The sequence below is a fragment of the Phenylobacterium sp. LH3H17 genome (assembly GCF_024298925.1).
In the GTDB taxonomy this organism is placed as follows: Bacteria; Pseudomonadota; Alphaproteobacteria; order Caulobacterales; family Caulobacteraceae; genus Phenylobacterium.
Genome location: NZ_CP101283.1, coordinates 2,610,643 through 2,632,010, shown reverse-complemented (window position 1 = coordinate 2,632,010; position 21,368 = coordinate 2,610,643). Strand labels below are relative to the sequence as shown.

At 69.2% G+C, this 21,368-nt stretch carries 24 protein-coding genes; 18 read left to right on the top strand and 6 right to left on the bottom strand.

Translation table 11 applies throughout. The features are described 5' to 3' along the window. Positions 1-16 precede the first annotated feature (16 nt). From M9M90_RS13075 to M9M90_RS13065, 3 genes are all read left to right on the top strand, one after another. Positions 17-496 carry a glutathione peroxidase gene (locus M9M90_RS13075; protein WP_254833663.1) on the top strand — a complete coding sequence of 160 codons (480 nt, stop codon included), beginning with the start codon at positions 17-19 and terminating at the stop codon, positions 494-496. A gap of 158 nt (positions 497-654) precedes the next feature. After that, positions 655-2,391, top strand: a complete 1,737-nt coding sequence (gene ilvD / locus M9M90_RS13070) for a dihydroxy-acid dehydratase (RefSeq protein WP_254833662.1) — start codon at positions 655-657, stop codon at positions 2,389-2,391. A 2-nt stretch (positions 2,392-2,393) separates the two neighbouring features. After that, positions 2,394-3,077: an aspartate/glutamate racemase family protein gene (locus M9M90_RS13065; RefSeq protein ID WP_254833661.1), complete on the top strand. Its 684-nt coding sequence runs from the start codon at positions 2,394-2,396 to the stop codon at positions 3,075-3,077. Here M9M90_RS13065 and M9M90_RS13060 read toward each other — a convergent pair. Genes M9M90_RS13060 through xth form a run of 4 tightly spaced genes read right to left on the bottom strand, consistent with a single transcriptional unit; the run spans position 3,074 to position 5,913 of the window. Continuing rightward, positions 3,074-3,766 (bottom strand): NnrU family protein, encoded by a 693-nt coding sequence (locus tag M9M90_RS13060; RefSeq protein WP_254833660.1) that lies wholly within the window; start codon positions 3,764-3,766, stop codon positions 3,074-3,076. The genes M9M90_RS13065 and M9M90_RS13060 overlap by 4 nt on opposite strands. Positions 3,767-3,817: 51 nt before the next feature. Then, on the bottom strand, positions 3,818-4,498 hold the full coding sequence (locus M9M90_RS13055; protein ID WP_371876855.1) for a hypothetical protein: 681 nt from the start codon (positions 4,496-4,498) through the stop codon (positions 3,818-3,820). 32 nt (positions 4,499-4,530) lie between these two features. Next, positions 4,531-5,127, bottom strand: coding sequence for a DUF4126 domain-containing protein (locus tag M9M90_RS13050; protein ID WP_254833659.1), 597 nt, complete (start codon positions 5,125-5,127; stop codon positions 4,531-4,533). Positions 5,128-5,133: 6 nt separating this feature from the next. Continuing rightward, positions 5,134-5,913: an exodeoxyribonuclease III gene (xth, locus tag M9M90_RS13045; protein ID WP_254833658.1), complete on the bottom strand. Its 780-nt coding sequence runs from the start codon at positions 5,911-5,913 to the stop codon at positions 5,134-5,136. Between the two features lie 85 nt (positions 5,914-5,998). Here xth and M9M90_RS13040 point away from each other — a divergent pair, with 85 nt between their 5' ends. Further along, positions 5,999-6,679: a hypothetical protein gene (locus M9M90_RS13040; RefSeq protein WP_254833657.1), complete on the top strand. Its 681-nt coding sequence runs from the start codon at positions 5,999-6,001 to the stop codon at positions 6,677-6,679. Here M9M90_RS13040 and erpA read toward each other — a convergent pair. Then, positions 6,676-7,008 (bottom strand): iron-sulfur cluster insertion protein ErpA, encoded by a 333-nt coding sequence (gene erpA / locus M9M90_RS13035; protein ID WP_254833656.1) that lies wholly within the window; start codon positions 7,006-7,008, stop codon positions 6,676-6,678. The genes M9M90_RS13040 and erpA overlap by 4 nt on opposite strands. 79 nt (positions 7,009-7,087) lie before the next feature. Here erpA and M9M90_RS13030 point away from each other — a divergent pair, with 79 nt between their 5' ends. The 12 genes from M9M90_RS13030 to M9M90_RS12975 all read left to right on the top strand — a co-directional run bounded on the left by M9M90_RS13030 (position 7,088) and on the right by M9M90_RS12975 (position 18,441). Continuing rightward, positions 7,088-8,254, top strand: a complete 1,167-nt coding sequence (locus tag M9M90_RS13030; protein ID WP_254833655.1) for a deoxyguanosinetriphosphate triphosphohydrolase — start codon at positions 7,088-7,090, stop codon at positions 8,252-8,254. Positions 8,255-8,348: 94 nt separating this feature from the next. Further along, the gene (locus tag M9M90_RS13025; protein WP_254833654.1) at positions 8,349-9,164 is read left to right on the top strand and encodes an SPOR domain-containing protein; all 816 of its coding nucleotides are present in this window, start codon (positions 8,349-8,351) and stop codon (positions 9,162-9,164) included. Beyond that, the gene (gene nagZ / locus M9M90_RS13020; protein WP_371876854.1) at positions 9,164-10,186 is read left to right on the top strand and encodes a beta-N-acetylhexosaminidase; all 1,023 of its coding nucleotides are present in this window, start codon (positions 9,164-9,166) and stop codon (positions 10,184-10,186) included. Before M9M90_RS13025 ends, nagZ begins: the two co-directional genes overlap by 1 nt. Then, a complete protein-coding gene (locus tag M9M90_RS13015; RefSeq protein ID WP_254833653.1) occupies positions 10,183-10,989 on the top strand; it encodes a ScpA family protein in 807 nt (268 codons plus the stop codon). Before nagZ ends, M9M90_RS13015 begins: the two co-directional genes overlap by 4 nt. After that, positions 10,986-11,630, top strand: a complete 645-nt coding sequence (scpB, locus tag M9M90_RS13010) for an SMC-Scp complex subunit ScpB (protein ID WP_254833652.1) — start codon at positions 10,986-10,988, stop codon at positions 11,628-11,630. Before M9M90_RS13015 ends, scpB begins: the two co-directional genes overlap by 4 nt. A gap of 100 nt (positions 11,631-11,730) precedes the next feature. Beyond that, positions 11,731-11,934: a twin-arginine translocase TatA/TatE family subunit gene (tatA, locus tag M9M90_RS13005; RefSeq protein WP_254833651.1), complete on the top strand. Its 204-nt coding sequence runs from the start codon at positions 11,731-11,733 to the stop codon at positions 11,932-11,934. 72 nt (positions 11,935-12,006) lie between these two features. Then, positions 12,007-12,489 (top strand): Sec-independent protein translocase protein TatB, encoded by a 483-nt coding sequence (gene tatB / locus M9M90_RS13000; RefSeq protein ID WP_371876853.1) that lies wholly within the window; start codon positions 12,007-12,009, stop codon positions 12,487-12,489. Further along, positions 12,486-13,412 (top strand): twin-arginine translocase subunit TatC, encoded by a 927-nt coding sequence (gene tatC / locus M9M90_RS12995; protein ID WP_254833650.1) that lies wholly within the window; start codon positions 12,486-12,488, stop codon positions 13,410-13,412. Before tatB ends, tatC begins: the two co-directional genes overlap by 4 nt. Positions 13,413-13,638: 226 nt before the next feature. Next, the gene (gene serS, locus M9M90_RS12990) at positions 13,639-14,973 is read left to right on the top strand and encodes a serine--tRNA ligase (RefSeq protein WP_254833649.1); all 1,335 of its coding nucleotides are present in this window, start codon (positions 13,639-13,641) and stop codon (positions 14,971-14,973) included. A 109-nt stretch (positions 14,974-15,082) separates the two neighbouring features. After that, positions 15,083-15,859: a 5'/3'-nucleotidase SurE gene (gene surE, locus M9M90_RS12985; RefSeq protein WP_254833648.1), complete on the top strand. Its 777-nt coding sequence runs from the start codon at positions 15,083-15,085 to the stop codon at positions 15,857-15,859. 56 nt (positions 15,860-15,915) lie between these two features. After that, entirely contained in the window at positions 15,916-16,539 is a 624-nt protein-coding gene (locus M9M90_RS12980) for a protein-L-isoaspartate(D-aspartate) O-methyltransferase (protein ID WP_254837130.1), read from the top strand. 105 nt (positions 16,540-16,644) lie between these two features. Next, positions 16,645-18,441: a LysM peptidoglycan-binding domain-containing protein gene (locus M9M90_RS12975; RefSeq protein ID WP_254833647.1), complete on the top strand. Its 1,797-nt coding sequence runs from the start codon at positions 16,645-16,647 to the stop codon at positions 18,439-18,441. On the opposite strand, the gene M9M90_RS12970 is transcribed toward M9M90_RS12975, so the two are convergent. After that, entirely contained in the window at positions 18,442-19,281 is an 840-nt protein-coding gene (locus M9M90_RS12970) for an ATP-binding protein (protein ID WP_254833646.1), read from the bottom strand. Positions 19,282-19,398: 117 nt separating this feature from the next. On the opposite strand from M9M90_RS12970, the gene yajC reads away from it, so the two are divergent. Next, positions 19,399-19,749: a preprotein translocase subunit YajC gene (gene yajC, locus M9M90_RS12965; RefSeq protein WP_371876852.1), complete on the top strand. Its 351-nt coding sequence runs from the start codon at positions 19,399-19,401 to the stop codon at positions 19,747-19,749. Positions 19,750-19,763: 14 nt separating this feature from the next. Beyond that, positions 19,764-21,365 carry a protein translocase subunit SecD gene (gene secD, locus M9M90_RS12960; protein ID WP_254833645.1) on the top strand — a complete coding sequence of 534 codons (1,602 nt, stop codon included), beginning with the start codon at positions 19,764-19,766 and terminating at the stop codon, positions 21,363-21,365. The last annotated feature ends 3 nt before the right edge of the window (positions 21,366-21,368 follow it).

Below are 21,368 nucleotides of genomic sequence, written 5' to 3'. Positions count from 1 at the left end.
CGGGAGGAGCCTCGCCATGGCCCAAGACGCCTACGATTTCTCGTTCAATTCCATCGATGGCGCGCCGCTGCCCCTGACCAGCTTCAAGGACAAGGTGGTGCTGGTGGTGAACACCGCCTCCAAGTGCGGCCTCACCCCGCAGTACGAGGGGCTGGAAAAGCTCTATTCCGACTACAAGGACAAGGGCCTGGTGGTCCTGGGCGTGCCCAGCAACCAGTTCGCCGGCCAGGAACCCGGCACCGACGCCGAGATTGCCGACTTCTGCATGACCAACTTCTCGGTCGACTTCCCGATGACCTCGAAGACCGACGTGAAGGGCGACGAGGCCCACCCGTTCTACAAGTGGGCCAAGGACACCCTGGGCGAACCCGCCGAGCCGGTCTGGAACTTCCACAAGCTGCTGGTCGGCAAGGACGGCAAGCTGATCCGCGCCTTCGGACCCCGCACCGAGCCCCTGGACGACGAGCTCACCGGGGCGATCGAGGCGGCGCTATAGGCGATCACAATAATCTACCCTTTCGGCGGCTAATTTGGTCTTCCGAAGGGTCATAATTGCCTCCCAGTCACGGCTCAATCGACGGGGATTGTCGCGCGGGCCTTGGCGCCGCCAGCCTCCGCCGTTAGGGAAGACGCCTCTTCGTTGGAGGCGTCGTCATGACCAGGAAGCCGGACGGGACTTGGGACAAGTCAAACCTCCCCAGCCGTCACGTGACCGAGGGGCCCGCGCGGGCCCCGCACCGGTCCTATTATTACGCCATGGGCCTGGGCAGCCGTGAGATCGCCCAGCCGTTCGTGGGGGTAGCCTCCTGCTGGAACGAAGCCGCTCCCTGCAACACCGCCTTGATGCGCCAGGCCCATGCGGTGAGTGTGGGCGTCAAGAACGCCGGCGGCACGCCGCGCGAGTTCTGCACCATCACCGTCACCGACGGCATCGCCATGGGTCACGAGGGCATGCGCTCGTCCCTGGTCAGCCGCGACCTGATCGCCGACTCCGTCGAGCTGACCATGCGCGGCCACGGCTATGACGCCCTGGTGGGACTGGCGGGCTGCGACAAGAGCCTGCCCGGCATGATGATGGCCATGCTGCGCCTTAACGTGCCCAGCGTGTTCCTCTATGGCGGCTCGATCCTGCCGGGCTCCTGGCAGGGCCGGGACGTCACCGTGGTCGACGTCTTCGAAGGCGTCGGCATGCATTCGGCCGGCAAGATGAGCCTGGACGACCTGTGCTCGCTGGAACAGCACGCCTGTCCGTCGGACGGGGCCTGCGGCGGCCAGTTCACCGCCAACACCATGGCCTGTGTGTCGGAGGCCATCGGCCTGGCCCTGCCGCTGTCGGCCTCGCTGCCGGCGCCGTACCTCAACCGCGACGAATACGCCGTGGCCTCGGGGGAGGCGGTGATGCGGCTGATCGAGACCCAGCTGCGTCCCCGCGACATCGTCACCCGCAAGTCGTTCGAGAACGCCGCCGTCGTCGTGGCGGCCACCGGCGGCTCGACCAACGGCGGCCTCCACCTGCCGGCCATGGCCCATGAGTGCGGCATCGAGTTCACCCTGCGAGACTTCGCCGAGATCGCCCAGCGCACGCCCTATATCGCCGACCTCAAGCCCGGCGGCCGCTTCGTGGCCAAGGACATGGGCGAGGCGGGCGGCATGCCCATGCTGCTGAAGACCCTGCTGGAAAACGGCCATATCCACGGCGACTGCATGACGGTGACCGGCAAGACCATCGCCGAGAACCTCAAGGACGTGAAATGGCGCGACGACCAGGTGGTCATCCGCAAGGCCTCCGAGCCGCTGTCGCCCACCGGCGGCGTTGTGGGCCTGTGGGGCTCGCTCGCTCCCGACGGCGCCATCGTCAAGGTGGCCGGCATGACCAGCCACCGCAGCCACCGTGGCCCCGCTCGCGTGTTCGACGGCGAGCAGGCCTGCTTCGACGCGGTCGAGGCCGGCGACTACCAGGACGGCGATGTCCTGGTCATCCGATATGAGGGGGCCCGCGGCGGTCCGGGGATGCGCGAGATGCTGTCGACCACGGCGGCGATCTCCGGCCAGGGGCGCGGCGACAAGGTGGCCCTGGTCACCGACGGCCGCTTCTCCGGCGGCACGCGCGGCCTCTGCATCGGCCATGTGGGTCCCGAGGCCCAGATGGGTGGCCCCATCGCCCTGGTGAAGGACGGCGACATCATCGCCATCGACGCCGACGCCGGGACCATCGAGCTGGAGGTCGATCCCATCGAGCTGGAGAACCGCAAGCGCCACTGGAAGCCGCGGGTGACCAACTACCAGTCGGGCGCGCTGTGGAAGTACGCCCAGGTCGTGGGGCCCGCCCACCTGGGCGCCCTGACCCATCCGGGGGCCGCGGCCGAGACCCACGTCTACGCGGACCTCTAGCCATGCGCACGCTCGGCCTGCTGGGCGGGATGAGCGCGGAGTCGACCACGACCTACTACCAGGCGCTGAACCAGCAGGTGCGCCAACGGCTGGGCGGCCTTCATTCGGCGCAGCTCGTGCTCTGGTCGGTGGATTTCGCGCCCATCGCCGCGATGCAGGTCGATGGCGACTGGGACGGGGCGGGGGCGGCCCTGGCCGACGCCGCCGCGCGCCTGGAAGGCGCCGGGGCCGAGGCGATCCTGCTGTGCACCAACACCATGCACAGGGTCGCGCCGGCCATCGAGGCGCGGTTGGGGATACCGCTGATCCATATCGGCGTCGCCACGGCCCGGGCGGTGCGCGCCAGGGGCTGCTCGCAGCCCCTGCTGTTGGCCACCCGCTTCACCATGGAGCAGGACTTCTACAAGCACCGCCTGCGCGACCACGGGGTCGAGCCCCTGGTCCCCGATCAGGCCGATCGCGATCGTCTGCACGCCATCATCTATGACGAGCTCTGCCAGGGGGTGGTGGATCCGGGGTCCAAGCGCGAGGCTCTGGCAATGATCGCCAGGGCGCAGGGCGCTGACAGCGTCATCTTCGGCTGCACCGAGGTGGGGCTGCTGCTGTCCCAGGCGGATATTGATCTGCCTGTGATCGACTCGACCCTGGTCCACGTCGAGGCAGGGGTGGACTTCATGCTGGGCTAGGGCAGGGCCGCGACGCCGAACATGTGGGGATGGCCCCAGGCCACAGCGGCCCAGACGGCGACCGCCAGCAGGATGCGCCACCAGCCGATCTCGCCGAGCTTCAGGGACTGCTTGCCCGCCAGGATCGCGCCGAACGGGACGTTGGAGGTCTGAGCCGCGAAGCCGTCCCAGGTCGCCCCCAAGGCCCGCTTGCGCTTGGCGTCGATGCTGGATGTCCCGAACAGCGCCAGGACCAGCATCGAACCGAACAGCACCAGGCTCGCCCGGTCGCCATTGACCAGCAGATGACCCAGCGCCCAGACCGCAACGCCCCACAGGAACGGGTGGCGGGTGATGCGCAGCATGCCCTTCACGACATCAGGCCGCTCCAGGGCGCCCTCCTGCCGCACGCTGGTGGGGTTGGGCGTCGTCAGCCCGGGGACGATGAGCAGCATGGCCAGGAGCTGCAGGCCGAGCTGGATGTGGCGGGTGACCGGGGTGACCTGCCAGTAGGCGCCATTGCCGGGATCGCTCCGCGCGGCGGCGAAGGCGAAACCCAGCCAGGTCAGGCCGGCGATCGAGGCCAGGGAAAAGAGCCCCATATAGGGGCCCGGCCCGATGGCGCCGGTGATCGCATCACGTACGCGGGTGCCGGATACGAGTAGGTGCAGCAGGACGAAGACCGCCGCGGCGGCGAGCAGACTGGTCATGGACGAGGCCTCCCCAGGTCGCGCGGAGCCTGCGCTAGGGCCGGCGAGCCGTCAACGACGCTCGGGATTGTCCGCGAAGGGCTCGCCGTCACCCCCGTCGTAGGGGGGTTCGTCGCCTTCGAAGTCGTCCGGCTCGGGCTCCCAGGGCGGGACGGCGGGCGGCGGGGGAGGGGGCGCTGCGACGGCCGGCTCATGGGCGCGCGGCGCGTTGGGCCGGCGCAGAATCGCCTCGGCCCGGGCCAGCCACTGGTTGGCTTCCTGGATGGCCTCGGCCGGGGAGGATGGCTTGCGCTTCAGCTCGTCGCCGGCCCTCCACAGATCGAGCTCGAAGTCCGGGTGGTTCGGATCGTCGAAGATCAGCCGCAGGGTGACCCGCGAGGCCTCCGAGGCCAGATGATCCAGGGCCTTGCGCGGCTCACCGCGGAAGGCGCGGGCCACGACCTCGCCGTCCACGATGATCTCCACCCCCACAAGTTCGTAGATCCGGTAGACCAGGCACCAGGCGCCGCTGTCCCAGGCTACGGCCGCGAGGCCCGAGGTGAAGCTGAACCCCGCGCCCTTGCCGCGCCCGCGGGCCACGACCACCGCCTCGGGCGCGGCCCTGAGGACATTGCGCAGGGCGCGCCGCACGCGTCGGCCCTCGTCCATGTACCAGATGACCGCCGACCCCAGCAGCGTCACGGCCACGCCCACGAGCGCCAGCAGCAGCAAAAGCCGAGGGAGTTCATCCATGGCCCCACGCTACCGGCGTTTGCCGGCCGGGCTCAAGCTCTAGGCGACATCCAGCGGCGCAGGGCGGCCAGCATCCGCCAGCTTGCGATCAGCAGCACGACCACCACGACCACGAGAAAGACCGCCACGCCGACGGCGGCGGCCGGTTGGGTGAGGACCAGCCAAAGGCCGCCGAGGCTCGCGACGTCCTCGGCCGTGCTGACAGCCATGTTGCTGAAAGGCTCGGGACTGGCGTTGACCGCCGCCCGCGCGCCGGCCTTGGCGCCATGGCTGAGCAGGGCCGCGCCGCCGCCCAGCAGGAAGACCGCCACCTGCCAGGCCGGATCGGAGGCGTCGATCACCGCCAGGGCCAGGAGGGCGCCGCCCAGCGGCCGGATCAGGGTGTGGACCCCGTCCCAGAGGGTGTCGAGCCACATGACCTTGTCGGCGAACAGCTCAGCGATCGCGCCGACCGCGGCGACGCCGATCACCCAGGGATTGGCGAGCACGTCGAGGGCCGCGATCTTGTCGGGCAGGTCCAGCAGCCCGACCCGCATGGCGATCCCGACGGCGGCCACGCAGGCATACAGCCGCCAGCCCGCCAACAGGCTGAGGCTCGCCGCGACGCCCATGAGTTCGATCGCGCCCATATCCGCCTACAGGTCCAGCTCGACCACCACGGGAACGTGGTCGGAGGGCTTGTCCCAGCCGCGCACGTCGCGGTGGATCACGCAGCCGCGCAGCAGGTCGGCGGCCTGGGGTGAGAGAAGGGCGTGGTCGATTCGGATCCCGTTGTTCCGCTGCCAGGCCCCGGCTTGGTAATCCCAGAAGGTGTAGGCCTCGGGGGAACCGTCGATCGCCAGGAAGGCCTCGGTAAGCCCGAGGTTCTTCAAGGCTCGGAACGCCGCGCGACTCTCCGGCTGGAAGAGGGCGTCGCCCAGCCAGTTGTTAGGATGGGCTGCGTCGCGCGCTTCGGGGATGACGTTGTAGTCGCCCACCAGGGCCAACGGCTCTTCGTAGGCCAAAAGTTCCTGGGCATGGGCCTTCAGCCGGGCCATCCAGCGCAGCTTGTAGCCGAACTTGTCGGTCTCGATGGGGTTGCCGTTGGGCAGGTAGATGCAGGCCACCCGAACCGGCGTCGGCCCGGAGACCACCGCCTCCAGATAGCGGGCCTGCTCGTCCTCGTCCTCCCCCGGCAGGCCCTTGCGGACGTCCTCCAGCGGGGTCTTCGAGAGCATGGCCACGCCATTATAGGACTTCTGGCCGTGGACGGCGACGTTGTAGCCCAGCCGCTCGAAGGCTTCGGCGGGGAATTTCTCGTCGACGCACTTGATCTCCTGCAGGCAGGCGACGTCCGGCGAGGCCTCCTCGAACCAGCGCAGCACGGTTTCCAGCCGCGCATTCACCGAATTGACGTTCCAGGTGGCGATTCGCATTGACGGCTCCCTTGCGGACCGGGACGCTAGAAGTCCTGCGGGAGGCGCTCAAGCCCTCGCGGACGCCTGAGCGGGGGCATCTGAAATGTTGCGTTGGTTTGTCGTCGTCCTGGCGCTCTCGTTGGGCTCGCCGGCCTTCGCCGCGGTCTGCGCGCCCCAGAATATGGTGCGCGTGGGGTCGGTCAACGCAACCCCGGGCCTCGACCCCGCCTCGCCCCAGGCCAGGCCGCGCATGATACACCGGTTGGGCGGGTTGTTCGCGCGGATCGACGAGGGCCCCGATCCCGCCAACAGCATGCACCGCCTGACGGTGATCCGCGAGCCGGACATCTGGGTCGTGAACCGCTTCACCAAGACCGGACAGCACGCGCAGGACCCCGGTCCGGTGTTCGAGGTCCGCGCGCCGCTCTTCCAGGGGCCGGACCTCCCGCCCCTGTTCGGTGAGCTGGAGCTGGGCTGCGAACTCGATTTCATCGACGCCTACGCGCCGACGCCGCAGGGGAAAGTCGTGGTGGGCGGCGCGAAGCTGGTCCGGCACCAGATGATCATCGGCGCGCAGCGGATCGAGTTCCTGGTGCGACCGCCGGCCGCCCGCGGCGCGACACGAAAGATCTACTCGGTCGGCCTCTACGTGAATGACCAGCCCAAGTCGGTGATCCGCTACCTGACCTATGAGATCGGCCTGCCGGCCGACATGTCGCTCTTCGAACGGCCCAATGGCTTCAACTTCACCCCGGCGCCGACACCTGCGCCGCCGAAGCCTTAGATGGAGAAGCTGACACCGCAGCCGCAGCTGGACTTGGCGTTGGGATTGCGGACCTTGAACTCGGCGCCCGCCAGCTCGTCCACATAGTCGATCTCCGAGCCCTTCAGCAGCACCAGGGACATCTCGTCCACCAGCGCGGCCGCGCCGTCGCGTTCGATCCGCAGGTCGTCGGGCTGGGCCTCGTCCACGAGATCGAACTGGTACTGGAATCCGGAGCAGCCGCCCCCCTCGACGGCGACGCGCAGCATCAAGGGCCGGCCCTCGGCCGCGCCGAGATCGTGCAGCCGCCTGGCGGCGGCGGGGGAGAGGGTCAGGTCGGTACTGGTCATGACTTTGGCAAACCTTTGCCCTGCCTATATGAGTTCGCCAAGGGCTTCCACCAAGGGGCCGGCTTCACGCAGAGACATCATGGTCGCCCGCGCTCCCTATGCCGAAGACGCCGCCCTCTCGCTGGGGCGCAAGATCGCCGAGCCGGAGAGCCGCACCCGCACGCCGTTCGCCCGTGATCGCGACCGCATCATCCACGCCACCGCCTTCCGCCGGCTGAAGGAGAAGACCCAGGTTTTCGTGGCTCACGAGGGCGACCACTTCCGCACCCGCCTGACCCATTCCCTGGAGGTGGCCCAGGTGGCGCGCTCCCTGGCCACGGCGCTCGGCCTGGAGCCGGACCTGGCCGAGACCATCGCGCTCGCCCATGACCTCGGCCATCCGCCCTTCGGCCACGCCGGGGAGGACGAGCTGCAGGTGCAGATGGAGCCCTACGGCGGCTTCGACCACAATGTGCAGACCTTCCGGGTGGTCACCAAGCTGGAGCGCCGCTACCCGCGCTGGGAAGGCCTCAACCTCACCTGGGAAACCCTGGAAGGGGTGATCAAGCACAACGGCCCGGTGACCGAGAAGCTGGCCCGGCCGTCCTGGAAGGCGATCACCGAGTTCGACGCCGAATACGACCTGGGCCTCGGGACCTGGGCCTCGGCTGAGGCCCAGGTCGCCGCGCTCGCCGACGACATCGCCTACAACAACCACGACGTCGACGACGGGGTGCAGGCGGGCCTGTTCGACCTCAAGGAACTGCTGGACGTGCCGCTGATCGGGCCGATCCTGGCGACGGTCTACAGGGACTATCCCGACCTCGATCCCGGCATCACCCGCCTGGAGGCGGTGCGCCGGATGATCGGGGCCATGGTCGAGGACGTGCTGGCCGAGACCAATCGTCGCGCGGTGGCGTCCAAGGTCTCCTCCGCCGAGGAGGTGCGAAATCTCGACCACGCCCTGGTGGCCTTTTCCCGCGACATGCTCGAGGATCTCTCTCGCCTGCGCGAATTCCTGATGAGCCGGATGTACCGCCACTGGAAGGTCAATCGCACCCGCAGCCAGGCCCGCCGTATTCTGGCCGAGATGTTCCAGTTGTTCATGGCGGAACCCGATGTCCTGCCGACGGAGTGGTTCGCCCGGTCGCAGAACCGCGACGAGACCGGCCGCGCCCGGGTGGTGTGCGACTACATCGCCGGCATGACCGACCGCTACGCCATCGAAGAGCACCGCCGACTTTTCCACCTCGACGTCTGGAACTAGCCGTTCCGGAAGGTTCGGAGTCGGGTCGCCTTCGGTAGACTGACCCGAAACCGGGCGCGATTCGCGACCCGGCCGAGACTATTCGAGGCCTTCGATGTCCGACCCTGACCGCGGCGCCTACGCCCCCCCGACCGACGCGCCTTTGAGCTTCGACGCGCGCCAGCCCGTGCGGGGATCCAAGCCGGCGCCCCTGATGCTGATCATCAGCGCCATCGTGCTGATCCTGCTGGTGATCGCCATCGTGCTCTTCTACCGCTCCGGCGTCCGCGAGGCGGGCGCGCCGCCGCAGACCGTGGGTTCGCCGCTGGGCGAGCTGAAGGCCCCGCCGCCCGCTGAGGCCCAGCCCACCGATCCGGCCGCGGGCCTGCAGATCTATCGCGCCGAGGACGGCCCTCCCGACGCCGCCGGCCCCACGTTCATCGATCCCCCGGAGGCGCCACAGCCGCGTCCCGATCCGGTGGTCGTCCAGCCGCCGCCCAAGCCCGCGCCGAGCGCTCCGGTGACCTCCGGCCCTGTGGCCGCCCTTCCGTCCGCGCCCGCGTTGAAACCCGCCATCGCCCCGCCGCCGCCGGCCCCGGCCCCCAAGGCCGCGGCTCCGGCCCCGAAGACCGTCGCGGTCGCGCCGCCACCGAAGGCCGCCGCGCCCGCGCCCAAGCCCGCCGCCACGACGGGCGGGGCCGCCGTCCAGATCGGCGCCTTCTCGTCCCAGGCGCTGGCCGACAAGGGCTGGAACGACGCGGCCAAGGTCGCACCGGGCCTCGCGGCCGGGAAGGGCAAGCGCGTGGAGCAGATCCAAAAGGACGGCTCGACCCTGTTCCGCACCACCGTCACCGGCTTCGCCTCCCGCCAGGCGGCGACGGATTTCTGCAATCAACTCAAGGCCGCGGGCAAGAACTGCTTCGTGAGATAGTGACCAACGCGTCGATCCTCGGCTGTTCCGGCAAGGTCCTCTCCCGGGAGGAGAAGGCCTTCTTCGCCGATATCGCGCCCTGGGGGTTCATCCTCTTCGCGCGCAACATCGAGAGCCCCGACCAGGTGCGACGTCTGGTGGACGACCTGCGGGCCACCGTCGATCGTCCCGACGCCCCGGTGCTGATCGACCAGGAGGGTGGGCGCGTGCAGCGCCTGGGCCCGCCGCACTGGCGGCGCTATCCGCCGAGCCGCGCCTATGGCGAACTGCCCGCCAACGACCTTCTGCTGGGCCGCGAGATCGCTCGCCTCGGCGCGCGGCTGCTGGCGCATGACCTGGCCGGCCTCGGCATCAATGTCGACTGCCTGCCGGTGCTGGACGTGCCGGTGGAGGGCGCCCATGCGGTGATCGGCGACCGCGCCTACGCCCGCAGCCCCGAGGGCGTGGCCGTCCTGGGCCGCGCCGCCTGCGAGGGCCTGATCGCCGGGGGCGTGCTGCCGGTCATCAAGCACATTCCAGGTCACGGACGTGCGATGGCAGACAGCCACCAGGCCCTGCCGGTGGTGGACGCTCCCTACGAAGATCTCGAGGCCCGTGACTTCGCGCCGTTCCGGATGCTGTCGGACATGCCGATGGCGATGACGGCGCACGTTGTCTACACGGCGATCGACCCGAAGCAGCCCGCCACCACCTCGAGGAAGGTCCTACGCCAGGTGATCCGTGGGGCCATCGGCTTCGACGGACTGGTGATGAGCGACGACCTCTCCATGAAGGCCCTGGGCGGCGGTTTCGCCGATCGCGCCCGCGCCGCCCTGGCCGCCGGCTGCGACGTGGTCCTGCACTGCAACGGCGACATGGCCGAGATGAAGGCGGTGGTTTCCGGGACCAAGACCCTGTCGGGTCGAGCCCTGCGCCGGGCCAGGTCCGCCCTGGCGCGCGTCGCCAGGACGCCCGAGCCCTTCGACGTCCATGAGGCCCGCGCCCGCTTCGACGCCGCGTTCGAAGGCCGGTGGGCGGCATGAGCAACACCTTCCAACCCAATCTCGACTTCGAGGCCGCCACCACCGCGGCCGAGGACGGCGAGGCCCTGATCATCGACCTGGACGGCTATGAGGGACCGCTGCACGTGCTGCTGGCCCTGGCGCGGACCCAGAAGGTCGACCTGATGCAGCTCTCGATCCTGAAGCTGGCCGAGCAGTACCTGTCCTTCGTACAGCAGGCCCGAAAGGTGCGCTTCTCCCTGGCCGCCGACTATCTGGTGATGGCCTCGTGGCTGGCCTATCTGAAGTCGCGCCTGCTGCTGCCCAAGCCCGACCGCCCGAAGGCCGAGGAACCGCCGGCCGAGGAGATGGCCGCGCATCTCGCCTTCCGCCTGGCCAAGCTGGACGCCATGCGCGAGGCTTCCGAGGCGCTGCGCGACCGGCCCAAGCTACGTCAGGAAGTCTTCGTGCGCGGCGATCCCGAGGCCATCAAGGTGATCCCGTCCGCCCGGCTGGAAGGCGACCTCTACGGCCTTATGAGCGCCTATATCGACCAGCGCCGCAAGGAACAGGGGCGCCACTACACGCCCCGCGCGCCCCAGGCCTATCCGCTGGAGGACGCCCGCGACCGCCTGCGCCACATGCTGCCCGACCTGGATCGCTGGACCCCGCTCTCGGGGGTGGCCCCACTGAAGCCCTCCGGCGAGGGACCGAGCCAGGCTTCCTATACGGCGTCGACCCTCTCAGCCGGCCTGGAGCTGGTGAAGGAAGGCGCCATGGAGGTCCGCCAGCTGGAGGCCTTCGCCGACCTCTATCTGCGCGCCTGTAAGCGAGCCGCCGTATGACGAGCGCCACCGAACGCCAGGTCGAGGCGCTGCTGTTCGCCGCCGCCGGCCCGCTCAGCCTGGACGACCTGGCCAAGCGCCTGCCGGAAGGCTCCGACATCGAGGCCGCCATCGCCGCCCTGCGGGAGACCTATGAGGGCCGCGGGGTCGAGCTGGCCTGCGTGGCCGACCGCTGGCGGTTCCAGACCGCCGCCGACCTGGCCTTCCTGATGACCGAGGAGCGCGAGGAGCCCCGGCGGCTCTCCAAGGCCGCCCAGGAGACCCTGGCCATCATCGCCTACCACCAGCCGGTGACCCGGGCCGAGATCGAGGCCGTGCGGGGGGTGCAGGCCAGCCGCGGCACCCTCGACGTGCTGCTGGAGCTCAGCCTCGTGCGGATGCGCGGCCGGCGCCGCACGCCGGGGCGTCCCGTCACCTATGGCACCACCGACGCCTTCCTCGAGCACTATGGGCTGGCCAGCCTGGCCGATCTGCCCGGCGCGGCGGACATGCGCGCCGCCGGCCTGCTCAGCCTGGACCTGCCGCCGGACTTCGCCGTGCCCGCGCCCGGCGTGGGGATTCCGGACGAGGATCCGCTGGACGACGGCGAGGCGCCCGAATTTCATACAGACTTCCTGGGTCAGGAAGAGCAGGGGCGTTAGGACGCGTTGGCGCTTTGCCGCGCGACTGACTATATTCCCGACGAACGAGGGGCGGGCGCGCGGCCAGGATCGGTCGCCGACGTGAAGGAGTTTTGTCGCCATGGGCGCAATGAGTTGGATTCACTGGGTCATCGTCATCGCGGTGGTCGCGCTGCTGTTCGGCGGCCGCGGCAAGCTGTCGGGGATCATGGGCGACGCCGCCAAGGGCATCCGGGCCTTCCGCGACGGGCTGAAGGACGAGCCGACGACGGCCGACGCCTCCAAGCCCCTGCCGAAGACCGAGAAGGACGAAGCCCGCGGCTGATCGGGCGGACCCCGTGGAATTCGCCCGCGCCGGTCTTGATCGGCGCGGGCTTACTTGTTTAGGCGACGTCTGATGCTACCCGAAGTCGGCGGTTTGGAACTCCTGGTCATCGCCGCGGTCGCGCTGATCGTGGTGGGACCCAAGGACCTGCCCCTCATGCTGCGCAAGCTGGGCCAGTTCACCGCCAAGCTGCGGGGGATGGCCAACGAGTTCCGCGCCAGTTTCGACGAGATGGCCCGCCAGTCGGAGCTCGACGAGCTGCGCAAGGAGGTCGAGGCCATGCGCAAGGGCCAGTTCACCGAGACCACCGCGGCGTTGGACGCCTCCAACGCCCAGGTCGACCAGGTCTTCAACGAGATCGGCAACAGCTTGCACGGTTCGGGGGTGAGCTTCTCGCCGGCCACGGTCTCCGCGCCCGAGCCGGTTGAGATGACCCAGATCGCGCCGGAGCCCAAGCCGCGCGCTCGCAAGGCGGCGACCAAGCCCGTCGCCAAGGCCAAGACGGCGACCAAGCCCAAGGCCGCCAAGACCGCCAAGGCTGGAGCCAAGGCGTGACCGACTCCTATGACGACGAGATCGAGGCTTCGCGGGCGCCCCTGCTCGACCATCTGGTCGAACTGCGCTCACGGCTGATCATCTGCGTCGCCGCCTTGCTCGTCGGCTTCGCGGTCTGCTTCGGTTTCTCCGAGCCGATCTACCGCTTCCTGCTGCATCCCTTCGCCATCGCCTCCCAACTGCTGGCCGCCGAGCAGGTGGCTCATGCCGAACAGGCGGGCGGCTTCGACATCGGGAAATTCTTCGCAGGCACACGGGACCTTTTCCTGGCCCTGGTGGGCGCCCGCGAGGTCCCGGCCTCGGCGGAGGGCGACAAGCTCAACCTGATCTTCACCGCCCCGCTGGAGTTCTTCTTCACCAAGCTGAAGCTGGCCGGGTTCGGGGCGGTGGTGCTGACCTTCCCGGTCCTGGCTTGGCAGGTCTACGGCTTCGTGGCGCCGGGTCTCTACAAGCGCGAGCGCAAGGCCTTCGTGCCGTTCCTGCTGGCCTCGCCGACCCTGTTCCTGATGGGGGCGGGGCTGGTCTATTACATCATCCTGCCGTTCGTTCTCTGGTTCTCGCTGAGCCAGCAGATCGTCGACGCCCAGGTCTCGGTGCAGCTGCTGCCCAAGGTCTCGGACTATCTCAGCCTAGTCACCACCCTGCTGCTGGCGTTCGGCCTTTGCTTCCAGTTGCCGGTGGTGCTGACCCTGCTGGGCATGGCCGGGATCGTTTCGTCGGACATGCTGAAGGCCGGCCGGCGCTACGCCATCGTGGCGGTCTTCGTGGTCGCCGCCGTGGTCACCCCGCCCGACCCGATCAGCCAGACCATGCTCGCCCTGCCGATCATCCTGCTCTACGAAATCTCGATCTGGTGCGTGCGCCTGATCGAACGCGCCCGCCGCCGCGAGGACGAGGCCGGGACCGACATCGTTCCGGTCTAGCGCCGCCCAGATCCTCCCCCGGCGCGCAGCGCGATTTGGGGGAGGGGGACCGCGAAGCGGTGGAGGGGGTTGAAGCGCGCAGAGGAGAGTCAAAGTCCCCCTCAGTCGGCTTCGCCGACAGCTCCCCCAGAGGGGGAGCATCTGGTGGCGGTACGACGGCGAGGGGTTGGCCCCATAGCCAACGCGCTCTAGAGAAAGCCGCCTAACTCCCACCGGCGGCGGACCCATGCACGACATTCGAGCCATTCGCGAAACCCCCGAGCTTTACGAGAAAGCCTGGGCTGCGAAGGGCCGTTCCGGAGTCGTGGCCGAAGCCATCGCGCTCGACGCGAAGGTGCGCGCCGCCCAGGCCGCGCTGCAGGAGGCGCAGGCGACGCGCAACAACGCCTCCAAGCTGATCGGCCAGGCCAAGGCCAAGAAGGATGAGGCCGAGGCTCAGCGCCTGATGGGCGAGGTCGAGGCCGTGAAGGGCGTTTTGATCGAGCAGGCCGAGGCGGAGAAAACCGCGGCGAACGAGCTCTTCGACCTGCTGGCCAGCCTGCCCAACATCCCGGCGCCCGATGTGCCGATCGGCGCCGACGAGAACGACAATGTCGAGGTCCGCCGGTGGGGCGAGCCCTTCGCCATCGCCAAGCCCAAGGATCACGTCGATCTGGGCGAGGGTCTGGGCCTGATGGACTTCGAGGCCGCCGCCCGCATGAGCGGCGCCAGGTTCGTGGTGCTGAGAGGCCAGCTGGCGCGCCTGGAACGGGCGCTCGGCCAGTTCATGATCGACATGCAGACCCGCGAGCATGGCTACACCGAGGTCTCGCCGCCCTTGATGGTGCGCAGCGAGGCGATGTTCGGCACCGGCCAGCTTCCGAAGTTTTCCGACGACCAGTTCGTGGCGATCCCCGGACTGGAGAACGCCCGCGCGCTCACGCCCGGCGACCTGGGGGAAGCCTCCGACATCCGCTGGCTGATCCCCACGGCCGAGGTCTCGCTGACCAATCTCGTGCGTGAGCAGATCACGCCCGAGGAAGAACTGCCGCTGCGGCTGACGGCGCTGACGCCGAGCTTCCGGGCCGAGGCCGGCGCCTCGGGCCGGGACACCCGCGGCATGATCCGCCAGCACCAGTTCTACAAGGTCGAGTTGGTCTCGATCACCGCGCCGGAGGACTCGGAGGCCGAACACGAACGCATGGTCGGCTGCGCAGAGGCTGTGCTGAAGGCGCTCAATCTGCCCTTCCGCACCATGAAGCTTTGCAGCGGCGACATGGGTTTCTCGGCGCGGCGGACCTACGATCTGGAGGTCTGGCTGCCGTCGGAAGGCCGCTATCGCGAGATCAGCTCGTGCTCCAACTGCGGCGACTTCCAGGCCCGCCGCATGGACGCGCGCACCAAGGCCGCCGGCGAGAAGGGCACGCGCTATGTCCACACCCTCAACGGCTCGGGCCTGGCGGTCGGCCGGACCCTGGTGGCGGTGATGGAGAACTATCAGGACGAGAACGGCCGCATCGCCATTCCCCAGGCCCTGCATCCCTACCTGCCGGGCATGACCCATATTGAGGCAAAGGGCTGATGCCGCACCCCAATCCGCTCATCCCGGCGAATGCCGGGACCCAGATTCATCCGGAGCGCTTGGTGGGCTTCACCTGGGTCCCGGCCTTCGCCGGGATGAGCGGAGTTCTATGAGAATCCTCCTTACCAATGACGACGGGATCCATGCCGAAGGCCTGGTCGCCTTGGAGAAGATCGCCCGCGTCCTGAGCGACGATATCTGGATCTGCGCCCCGGAATACGAGCAGTCCGGCGCCAGCCGGGCGCTGACGCTCTCCGACCCGATCCGGGTTCGGACCCTGGACCCGCGCCGCTTCGCCACCACCGGCACCCCCACCGACTGCGTCATGCTGGCGTTCCACGAGCTGATGGGGGGCTTAAAGCCCGACCTGGTGCTGTCCGGGGTCAATCGCGGCGCCAACCTGGCCGAGGACGTCACCCTGTCGGGCACCGTGGCCGGGGCCATCGAGGGCATGGCCCTGGGCGTTCCCTCCATCGCGCTCTCGGCGACCAACTGGCCGGTGGACGCCCAGGACATTTTCGCCCCGGCCGAGCACTTCGGGCCAGGCATCGTGCGCAAGCTGTTCGAGACCGGCTGGCCGGACGGCGTGATCATGAACGTCAACTTCCCGGCCCGCCCGATCGAGGAGATCGTCGAGGTCGAGGTGACGCGGCAGACCTTCCGGGATGTGGCGGTTCGTCACGCCGAAAAGCGAACCGACCTGCGCAATCGGGACTATTACTGGATGGGCTTCCGCCAGGAGCGCTCAAAGCCTGCCGCCGGCACCGACCTGGCCGCCATCTATGAAGGTCGAATTTCCGTGACCCCCTTGCACATCGACCTGACTCACGCCGAAACGGTGCATCGCCTGAAGGGCGTCCTGGGCGGCGTGCCGCCGAAGGCTTGAGGCGACCCATGGCCAAGCACGACGCGGACAAGGAGGGGGACGGGCCGGACGTGCGGATGGCGCGCCTGATCATGTCCCTGCGCTCCCAGGGCGTCAGCGAGCCTGCCGTGCTCAACGCCATCGAGAGCACGCCGCGCGAGATGTTCACCCCGGACCTGTTCAAGGAACGGGCCTTCGAGGACTCGGCCCTGCCGATCGCCTGCGGCCAGACCATCAGCCAGCCGTTCATCGTCGGCCTGATGACCCAGGCCCTGGGGGTCGAGAAACGCGACCGCGTCCTGGAGATCGGCACCGGCTCCGGCTACCAGACCACCGTGCTCTCCAAGCTGGCGCGGCTGGTCTACACCGTGGAGCGCTACCGCACCTTGATGGCCGAGGCGGAGTCCCGGTTCAAACACCTGGGCCTGACCAATGTCATCACCCGGTTCGGCGACGGCGGGCAGGGCTGGCCCGAACAGGCGCCATTTGACCGCATTTTGGTCACGGCGGCGGCGCCGGACGAGCCCAAGGCCTTGCTTTCACAGTTGAAACCCACGGGCGTTCTGGTCGCGCCCATCGGCAAGGGCCCGGTTCAGAGCTTGCGGCGCTACACGGGAGACGGGAAGGGCGGCTTCACGGTCGAAAGCCTGACCGACGTCCGCTTCGTGCCCCTGCTCGATGGCGTGGCCAAGGAACCCTAGACGACCCGAGCAGACGACTTTGTGGGGTGGCCTGGGCGTCGGTCGTAACCCATCATTAACCCTCGACGCCTCGACTGATTCCGAACCCTGTCTCCCGGAGCGGCGATGACGCTTTTCCTTTCGCGAACGGCTTTGATTCTCTTGGCGGGCAGCGCCCTGGCCGCGTGCGAGAGCCTGCCCCAGGCCACCCAGCCGAACTATCCCGTGCGCGCCGCGCCGCTCGCCGTCCCACCGCCTGCGCCCGCGCCCGCGCCCGCCGTCGTGGACCAAACGCCGCCCGCGCGGCCGACCGCGCCGGTCGAGAGCCAGAACCTGCCTTATATCGCGCCTGCCCGAGAGCTGCCCGCGCCGCCGCAGCCAGCGCCGCGACCGGCCGCCGGCGGCCGGCTGGTCGAGACCCCGGGCGCGGCCCAGACTTACACCGTCAAGCGGGGCGACAATCTCGCCGCCATCGCGCGCACGCTGGGTGTCAGCCTCCAGCGGCTGGCCGATGAGAACGGCCTGGCCCCGCCCTATGCGCTCCGGCCCGGCCAGGTCCTGCAGACGCCCCTGACCGGCGCGACCGCCACGGCCTATGTCGTGGCGCCGGGAGACACGCTGTACGCCATCGCACGCCGGTTCGGGCTGACCCCCCAGGCTCTGGCCGATGCCAACAGCATGGGCGTGAACACGTCCCTGGCCGTCGGCCGTCGGCTGATCCTGCCCGAGACCTACCGCGACAGAGGGGCGACGCCCGCGCCGGCCGCCTCGACTCCGGGCCGCCGCCCGACCCCCGCCCGCGTCGAAACACCGGCTCCGACGCCAGAGCGCGAGACCGTCACCGTGCGCCGCGTCACCGGCAAGGTGGTCGAGGTCAGCGGCCCGCCCGTCAGCTACACGGTCAAGAAGGGCGACAACCTCGACGCCATCGCCCGCGAGCTCAAGACCGACCGCAAGCAGCTCGCCGACGACAATAAACTCAAGGCCCCCTACGCCCTGCAGCCGGGCCAGAAGCTGAAGGGTCCCAAGACCACGGCCAAGGCCTATGTGGTCGGCGAGGACGACACCATGGCCCTGGTGGCCAAGCGGTTCGGCGTCACCGCCAAGGCGCTCGCCGCCGCCAACGAGATGAAGGTCGGCGCGACCCTGCGTGAGGGGCGCAAGCTCACCTTGCCTGACGGCTACAAGGACCGCGGTCCGATCCGCGAAACCGTCGCCGCCCCGCCGAGGCCTGAGCCGCCGGCCCCGCGCCCGGCCGCTCCGCCGCCCGTCTACACCCCTCCCGTGACGCCTCCGGTCGCCACGCCCCCGGTCGCCACGCCTCCGGCCGCCACACCGCAGCCCACCCCGCCGCCGCCGGCGGCCCGCCCGACGCCGCAGCCTTACACACCGCTGCCGCCCCCGCCCGCACCTCGACCCACGCCGCCGCCGGCGACCCGTCCTGCGCCGCCACCGGCCACACGCCCGGCGACACCGATCGTGCCCAGCTCGGGCCCAGTCGCCGACAGTACGATCTCCAGCCTGGGCAGGGGCCGGTTCATCTGGCCGCTTCGCGGGGACGTGCTCTCCGATTTCGGGCCCAAGGGCACCGGCCAGCGCAATGACGGCATCAACATCCGCGCCCAGGCCGGCGAACCGGTACGCGTCGCGGCCGGCGGCGACGTGGTCTATGCCGGCGACCAGGTCCCGGGCTTCGGCAACCTGGTGCTGGTCAAGCACGCCGACGGCTGGGTGACCGCCTATGGCCACCTCGGCCGCGTGGACGTGAAGATGACCCAGGACGTCGTCCAGGGTCAGCAGATCGGCATGGCCGGCTCCACCGGCGGCGTCTCCGAGACCCAGGTTCACTTCGAGGTGCGCTACGCGCCCACGCCGCAGGACCGGGCCCGGCCGGTGGATCCCAAGCTGGTGCTTCCGAGGTAGCTAGAGCGGCAGGTCCTTGCCGAGTTCGCCCGCCAGTTCGCGGATGAACTGCCACGCGACCCGACCTGACCTCGCCCCGCGAAGCTGGGCCCATTGCAGGGCGCGGCGATCGAGGTCGGGCGTTGTGAGGCCGAAGCGCTCGGCATAGGTCGTCACCGCCGCCAGATAGGTCGGCTGGTCCATGGGCGGGAAGCCGATCCACAGGCCGAAGCGGTCGGAGACGCTGACTTCCTCCTCGGCGTCCTCGGCCGTGGCGATCAGGCCGCGATCCTCTCCGTGGCCGCGTGGCATCAGGTGGCGGCGGTTGGAGGTGGCCACGAACAGCACGTTCTTCGGCGGACCCGAGACCCCGCCCTCCAGGGCCGACTTGAGCGCCTTGGCCGCCGCGGCTCCCTCCTCGAAGGAGAGATCGTCGCACAGCACCACGAAGCGCTCGGTCCGGTCGCGCAGGGTGTCGAACAGGGCCGGCAGTTCGGTCACCTGGTCGCGGTCCACCTCGACCAGCTTCAGGTCCGGGGTCTTGCCGGCCACGGCCATGAAGGCCGCCTTGGCCAGCGAGCTCTTGCCGGTGCCGCGCACGCCCCACAGCAGGGCGTGGTTGCTGGGCAGGCCGGCGGCGAAGCGCTCCAGGTTCTGGACGAAGCGTTCCTTCTGCCGCTCGACCCCCACCAGGGCGTCCAGGGGCAGGGGATAGTCGGGCGCCGGGTGGAAGGCGTTGGCCCCCGGGTCGTGCCGGAATAGCCGCGCCTGGTCGAAGACCGGCGGTACGCCGGCTGGGGGCGCGAGGCGCTCCAGGGCGTCGGCGATACGTTCAAGAACCGGTTTCAGTGCGTCATCCATGACTTGGCTGATTAGCCGCCAAGCCGTTCCATTGCAAAAGGCGGTCGCAACGCATAGCTTCCGCCGACTTGAAATCAGGGCGCGAACCATGCGCCCGAATACGGACTTCGGAGCGCCATGTTCGCCACCCCCGCTTTCGCCCAGACCGTCGGAGGCGCCGCAGGCGCCGGCCCGCAGGACATGCTGATCCAGTTCCTGCCGCTCGTCGGCCTGGTCGTGCTGTTCTACTTCCTGATGATCCGCCCGCAGCAGAAGCGGATGAAGATGCATCAGCAGATGATCTCCAACCTGAAGCGCAACGACACCGTCGTCCTGAATTCGGGCGTGATCGGCAAGGTCGTCCGCGTCGAGGACAAGGAGATCGGCGTCGAGATCGCCCAGGGCGTCACCGTCAAGGTGGTCAAGGGCATGATCTCCGAGGTGCGCGTGCGCGGTGAACCGGCTCCGGCCAACGACTCCAAGGCCTAGGGCGTAACCCTCTCATGATCGCTCTCTCGCGCTGGAAGGTGATCCTCGTCGTCCTGGCGGTGATCTTCGGCGTCCTGTTCTCACTGCCCAACGCCCTGCCTCAGAAGGTGGTCGACGCCCTGCCGGGCTTCATGCCGAAGAACCGGCTGAACCTCGGCCTCGACCTCCAGGGCGGGTCCTATCTCATGCTTGAGGTGGACACCGCGGCCCTGCGGGTCGAACGGCTGACCAACCTGATCGAGGACGTCCGCACGACCCTGCGCGACGAGAAGATCGTGTTCTCGGACCTGGGCCAGGCCAATGGCGAGGTCACGGTGCGGATCACCGACCCCGCTCAGCTCAACACCGCCCAGAATATCCTGCGCACCCGTGTCGGGTCAGACCTTCCCGGCGCGCCTGGTGGCCGCGACCTCGCGGTTCGGACCGACAATGGCGTCATCCGCATCGCCTTCGCCGAGGAGGCGGTCAACGCCGAGGCCGCCAAGGCGGTCGAGCAGTCGATGGAGATCATCCGCCGCCGGATCGACGAACTGGGCACCCGCGAGCCCTCGATCTCCCGCCAGGGCGTCAATCGCATCGTGGTCCAGGCGCCGGGCGAAAGCGATCCGGAGCGGCTGAAGGCCATCATCGGCCAAACCGCCAAGCTCAGCTTCCAGATGGTGGACGAGAGCGTCACCCTGCAGGAGGCCGCTGCCGGCCGTATCCCGCCGGGTTCCGAGCTGCTGCCCAGCGAGGACGGCTATTCCACCATGCTGCTGGTCAAGAAGCGCGCGCTCGTCACCGGCGAGATGCTCACCGACGCCCAGCAGAGCTTCGAACAGCAGACCGGCGCCCCGGTCGTCTCGTTCCGATTCAATGGTCAGGGCGCGCGCCGCTTCGCCGACGCCACCAGCCAGAACGTCGGCAAGCGCTTCGCCATCATCCTCGACGGCAAGGTGATCTCGGCGCCCAACATCAACGAGCCGATCACCGGCGGCTCCGGCCAGATCAGCGGCAGCTTCACGCCGGAATCGGCCAACGATCTCGCCGTCCTGCTGCGCGCCGGCGCCCTGCCAGCGCCGCTCAATGTCGAGGAGCAGCGCACGGTCGGCGCCGAACTGGGCGCGGACGCCATCAAGTCCGGCCAGATCTCCGCCTATATCGCCTTCGGCTCGGTGCTGATCTTCATGCTGCTGGCCTACGGCTTGCTGTTCGGCGGCATCTCGATCATCGCCCTGGTGGTCAACGGCTTCCTGCTGGTGGCCGCCATGTCCATGACTCAGGCGACCCTGACCTTGCCGGGCATCGCCGGTCTGATCCTGACCCTTGCGGTGGCCGTCGACGCCAACGTGCTGATCTATGAGCGGATGCGCGACGAGGTGCGGGCGGGCCGTTCGCCGGTCTCGGCCGCCGACGCCGGCTTCAGCCGCGCCATCGTCACCGTGTTCGACGCCAACATCACCCACCTGGGCGCGGCGATGATCATGTTCTCGCTGGGGGCCGGACCGGTGAAGGGCTTCGCCTGGACCCTGGCCATCGGGGTGATCACCTCGGTCTTCTCCGCCGTGCTGGTGACCCAGGTCCTGCTCGGCATCTGGTTCCGCGTCGCGCGGCCCAAATCCCTCCCGATCGCGTGAGCG

What these genes read in the sequence shown, in the direction of transcription:
- secD (WP_254833645.1), top strand. Translation starts at nt 19,764, where the DNA reads ATGATCGCTCTCTCGCGCTGGAAGGTGATCCTCGTCGTCCTGGCGGTG.
- M9M90_RS13050 (WP_254833659.1), bottom strand. Translation starts at nt 5,127, where the DNA reads ATGGGCGCGATCGAACTCATGGGCGTCGCGGCGAGCCTCAGCCTGTTG.
- scpB (WP_254833652.1), top strand. Translation starts at nt 10,986, where the DNA reads ATGACGAGCGCCACCGAACGCCAGGTCGAGGCGCTGCTGTTCGCCGCC.
- tatA (WP_254833651.1), top strand. Translation starts at nt 11,731, where the DNA reads ATGGGCGCAATGAGTTGGATTCACTGGGTCATCGTCATCGCGGTGGTC.
- yajC (WP_371876852.1), top strand. Translation starts at nt 19,399, where the DNA reads ATGTTCGCCACCCCCGCTTTCGCCCAGACCGTCGGAGGCGCCGCAGGC.
- M9M90_RS13055 (WP_371876855.1), bottom strand. Translation starts at nt 4,498, where the DNA reads ATGGATGAACTCCCTCGGCTTTTGCTGCTGCTGGCGCTCGTGGGCGTG.
- serS (WP_254833649.1), top strand. Translation starts at nt 13,639, where the DNA reads ATGCACGACATTCGAGCCATTCGCGAAACCCCCGAGCTTTACGAGAAA.
- M9M90_RS13025 (WP_254833654.1), top strand. Translation starts at nt 8,349, where the DNA reads ATGTCCGACCCTGACCGCGGCGCCTACGCCCCCCCGACCGACGCGCCT.
- M9M90_RS13065 (WP_254833661.1), top strand. Translation starts at nt 2,394, where the DNA reads ATGCGCACGCTCGGCCTGCTGGGCGGGATGAGCGCGGAGTCGACCACG.
- M9M90_RS13060 (WP_254833660.1), bottom strand. Translation starts at nt 3,766, where the DNA reads ATGACCAGTCTGCTCGCCGCCGCGGCGGTCTTCGTCCTGCTGCACCTA.
- xth (WP_254833658.1), bottom strand. Translation starts at nt 5,913, where the DNA reads ATGCGAATCGCCACCTGGAACGTCAATTCGGTGAATGCGCGGCTGGAA.
- M9M90_RS12980 (WP_254837130.1), top strand. Translation starts at nt 15,916, where the DNA reads ATGGCGCGCCTGATCATGTCCCTGCGCTCCCAGGGCGTCAGCGAGCCT.
- M9M90_RS12970 (WP_254833646.1), bottom strand. Translation starts at nt 19,281, where the DNA reads ATGGATGACGCACTGAAACCGGTTCTTGAACGTATCGCCGACGCCCTG.
- M9M90_RS13040 (WP_254833657.1), top strand. Translation starts at nt 5,999, where the DNA reads ATGTTGCGTTGGTTTGTCGTCGTCCTGGCGCTCTCGTTGGGCTCGCCG.
- ilvD (WP_254833662.1), top strand. Translation starts at nt 655, where the DNA reads ATGACCAGGAAGCCGGACGGGACTTGGGACAAGTCAAACCTCCCCAGC.
- tatB (WP_371876853.1), top strand. Translation starts at nt 12,007, where the DNA reads ATGCTACCCGAAGTCGGCGGTTTGGAACTCCTGGTCATCGCCGCGGTC.
- M9M90_RS13030 (WP_254833655.1), top strand. Translation starts at nt 7,088, where the DNA reads ATGGTCGCCCGCGCTCCCTATGCCGAAGACGCCGCCCTCTCGCTGGGG.
- M9M90_RS12975 (WP_254833647.1), top strand. Translation starts at nt 16,645, where the DNA reads ATGACGCTTTTCCTTTCGCGAACGGCTTTGATTCTCTTGGCGGGCAGC.
- erpA (WP_254833656.1), bottom strand. Translation starts at nt 7,008, where the DNA reads ATGACCAGTACCGACCTGACCCTCTCCCCCGCCGCCGCCAGGCGGCTG.
- M9M90_RS13075 (WP_254833663.1), top strand. Translation starts at nt 17, where the DNA reads ATGGCCCAAGACGCCTACGATTTCTCGTTCAATTCCATCGATGGCGCG.
- surE (WP_254833648.1), top strand. Translation starts at nt 15,083, where the DNA reads ATGAGAATCCTCCTTACCAATGACGACGGGATCCATGCCGAAGGCCTG.
- M9M90_RS13015 (WP_254833653.1), top strand. Translation starts at nt 10,183, where the DNA reads ATGAGCAACACCTTCCAACCCAATCTCGACTTCGAGGCCGCCACCACC.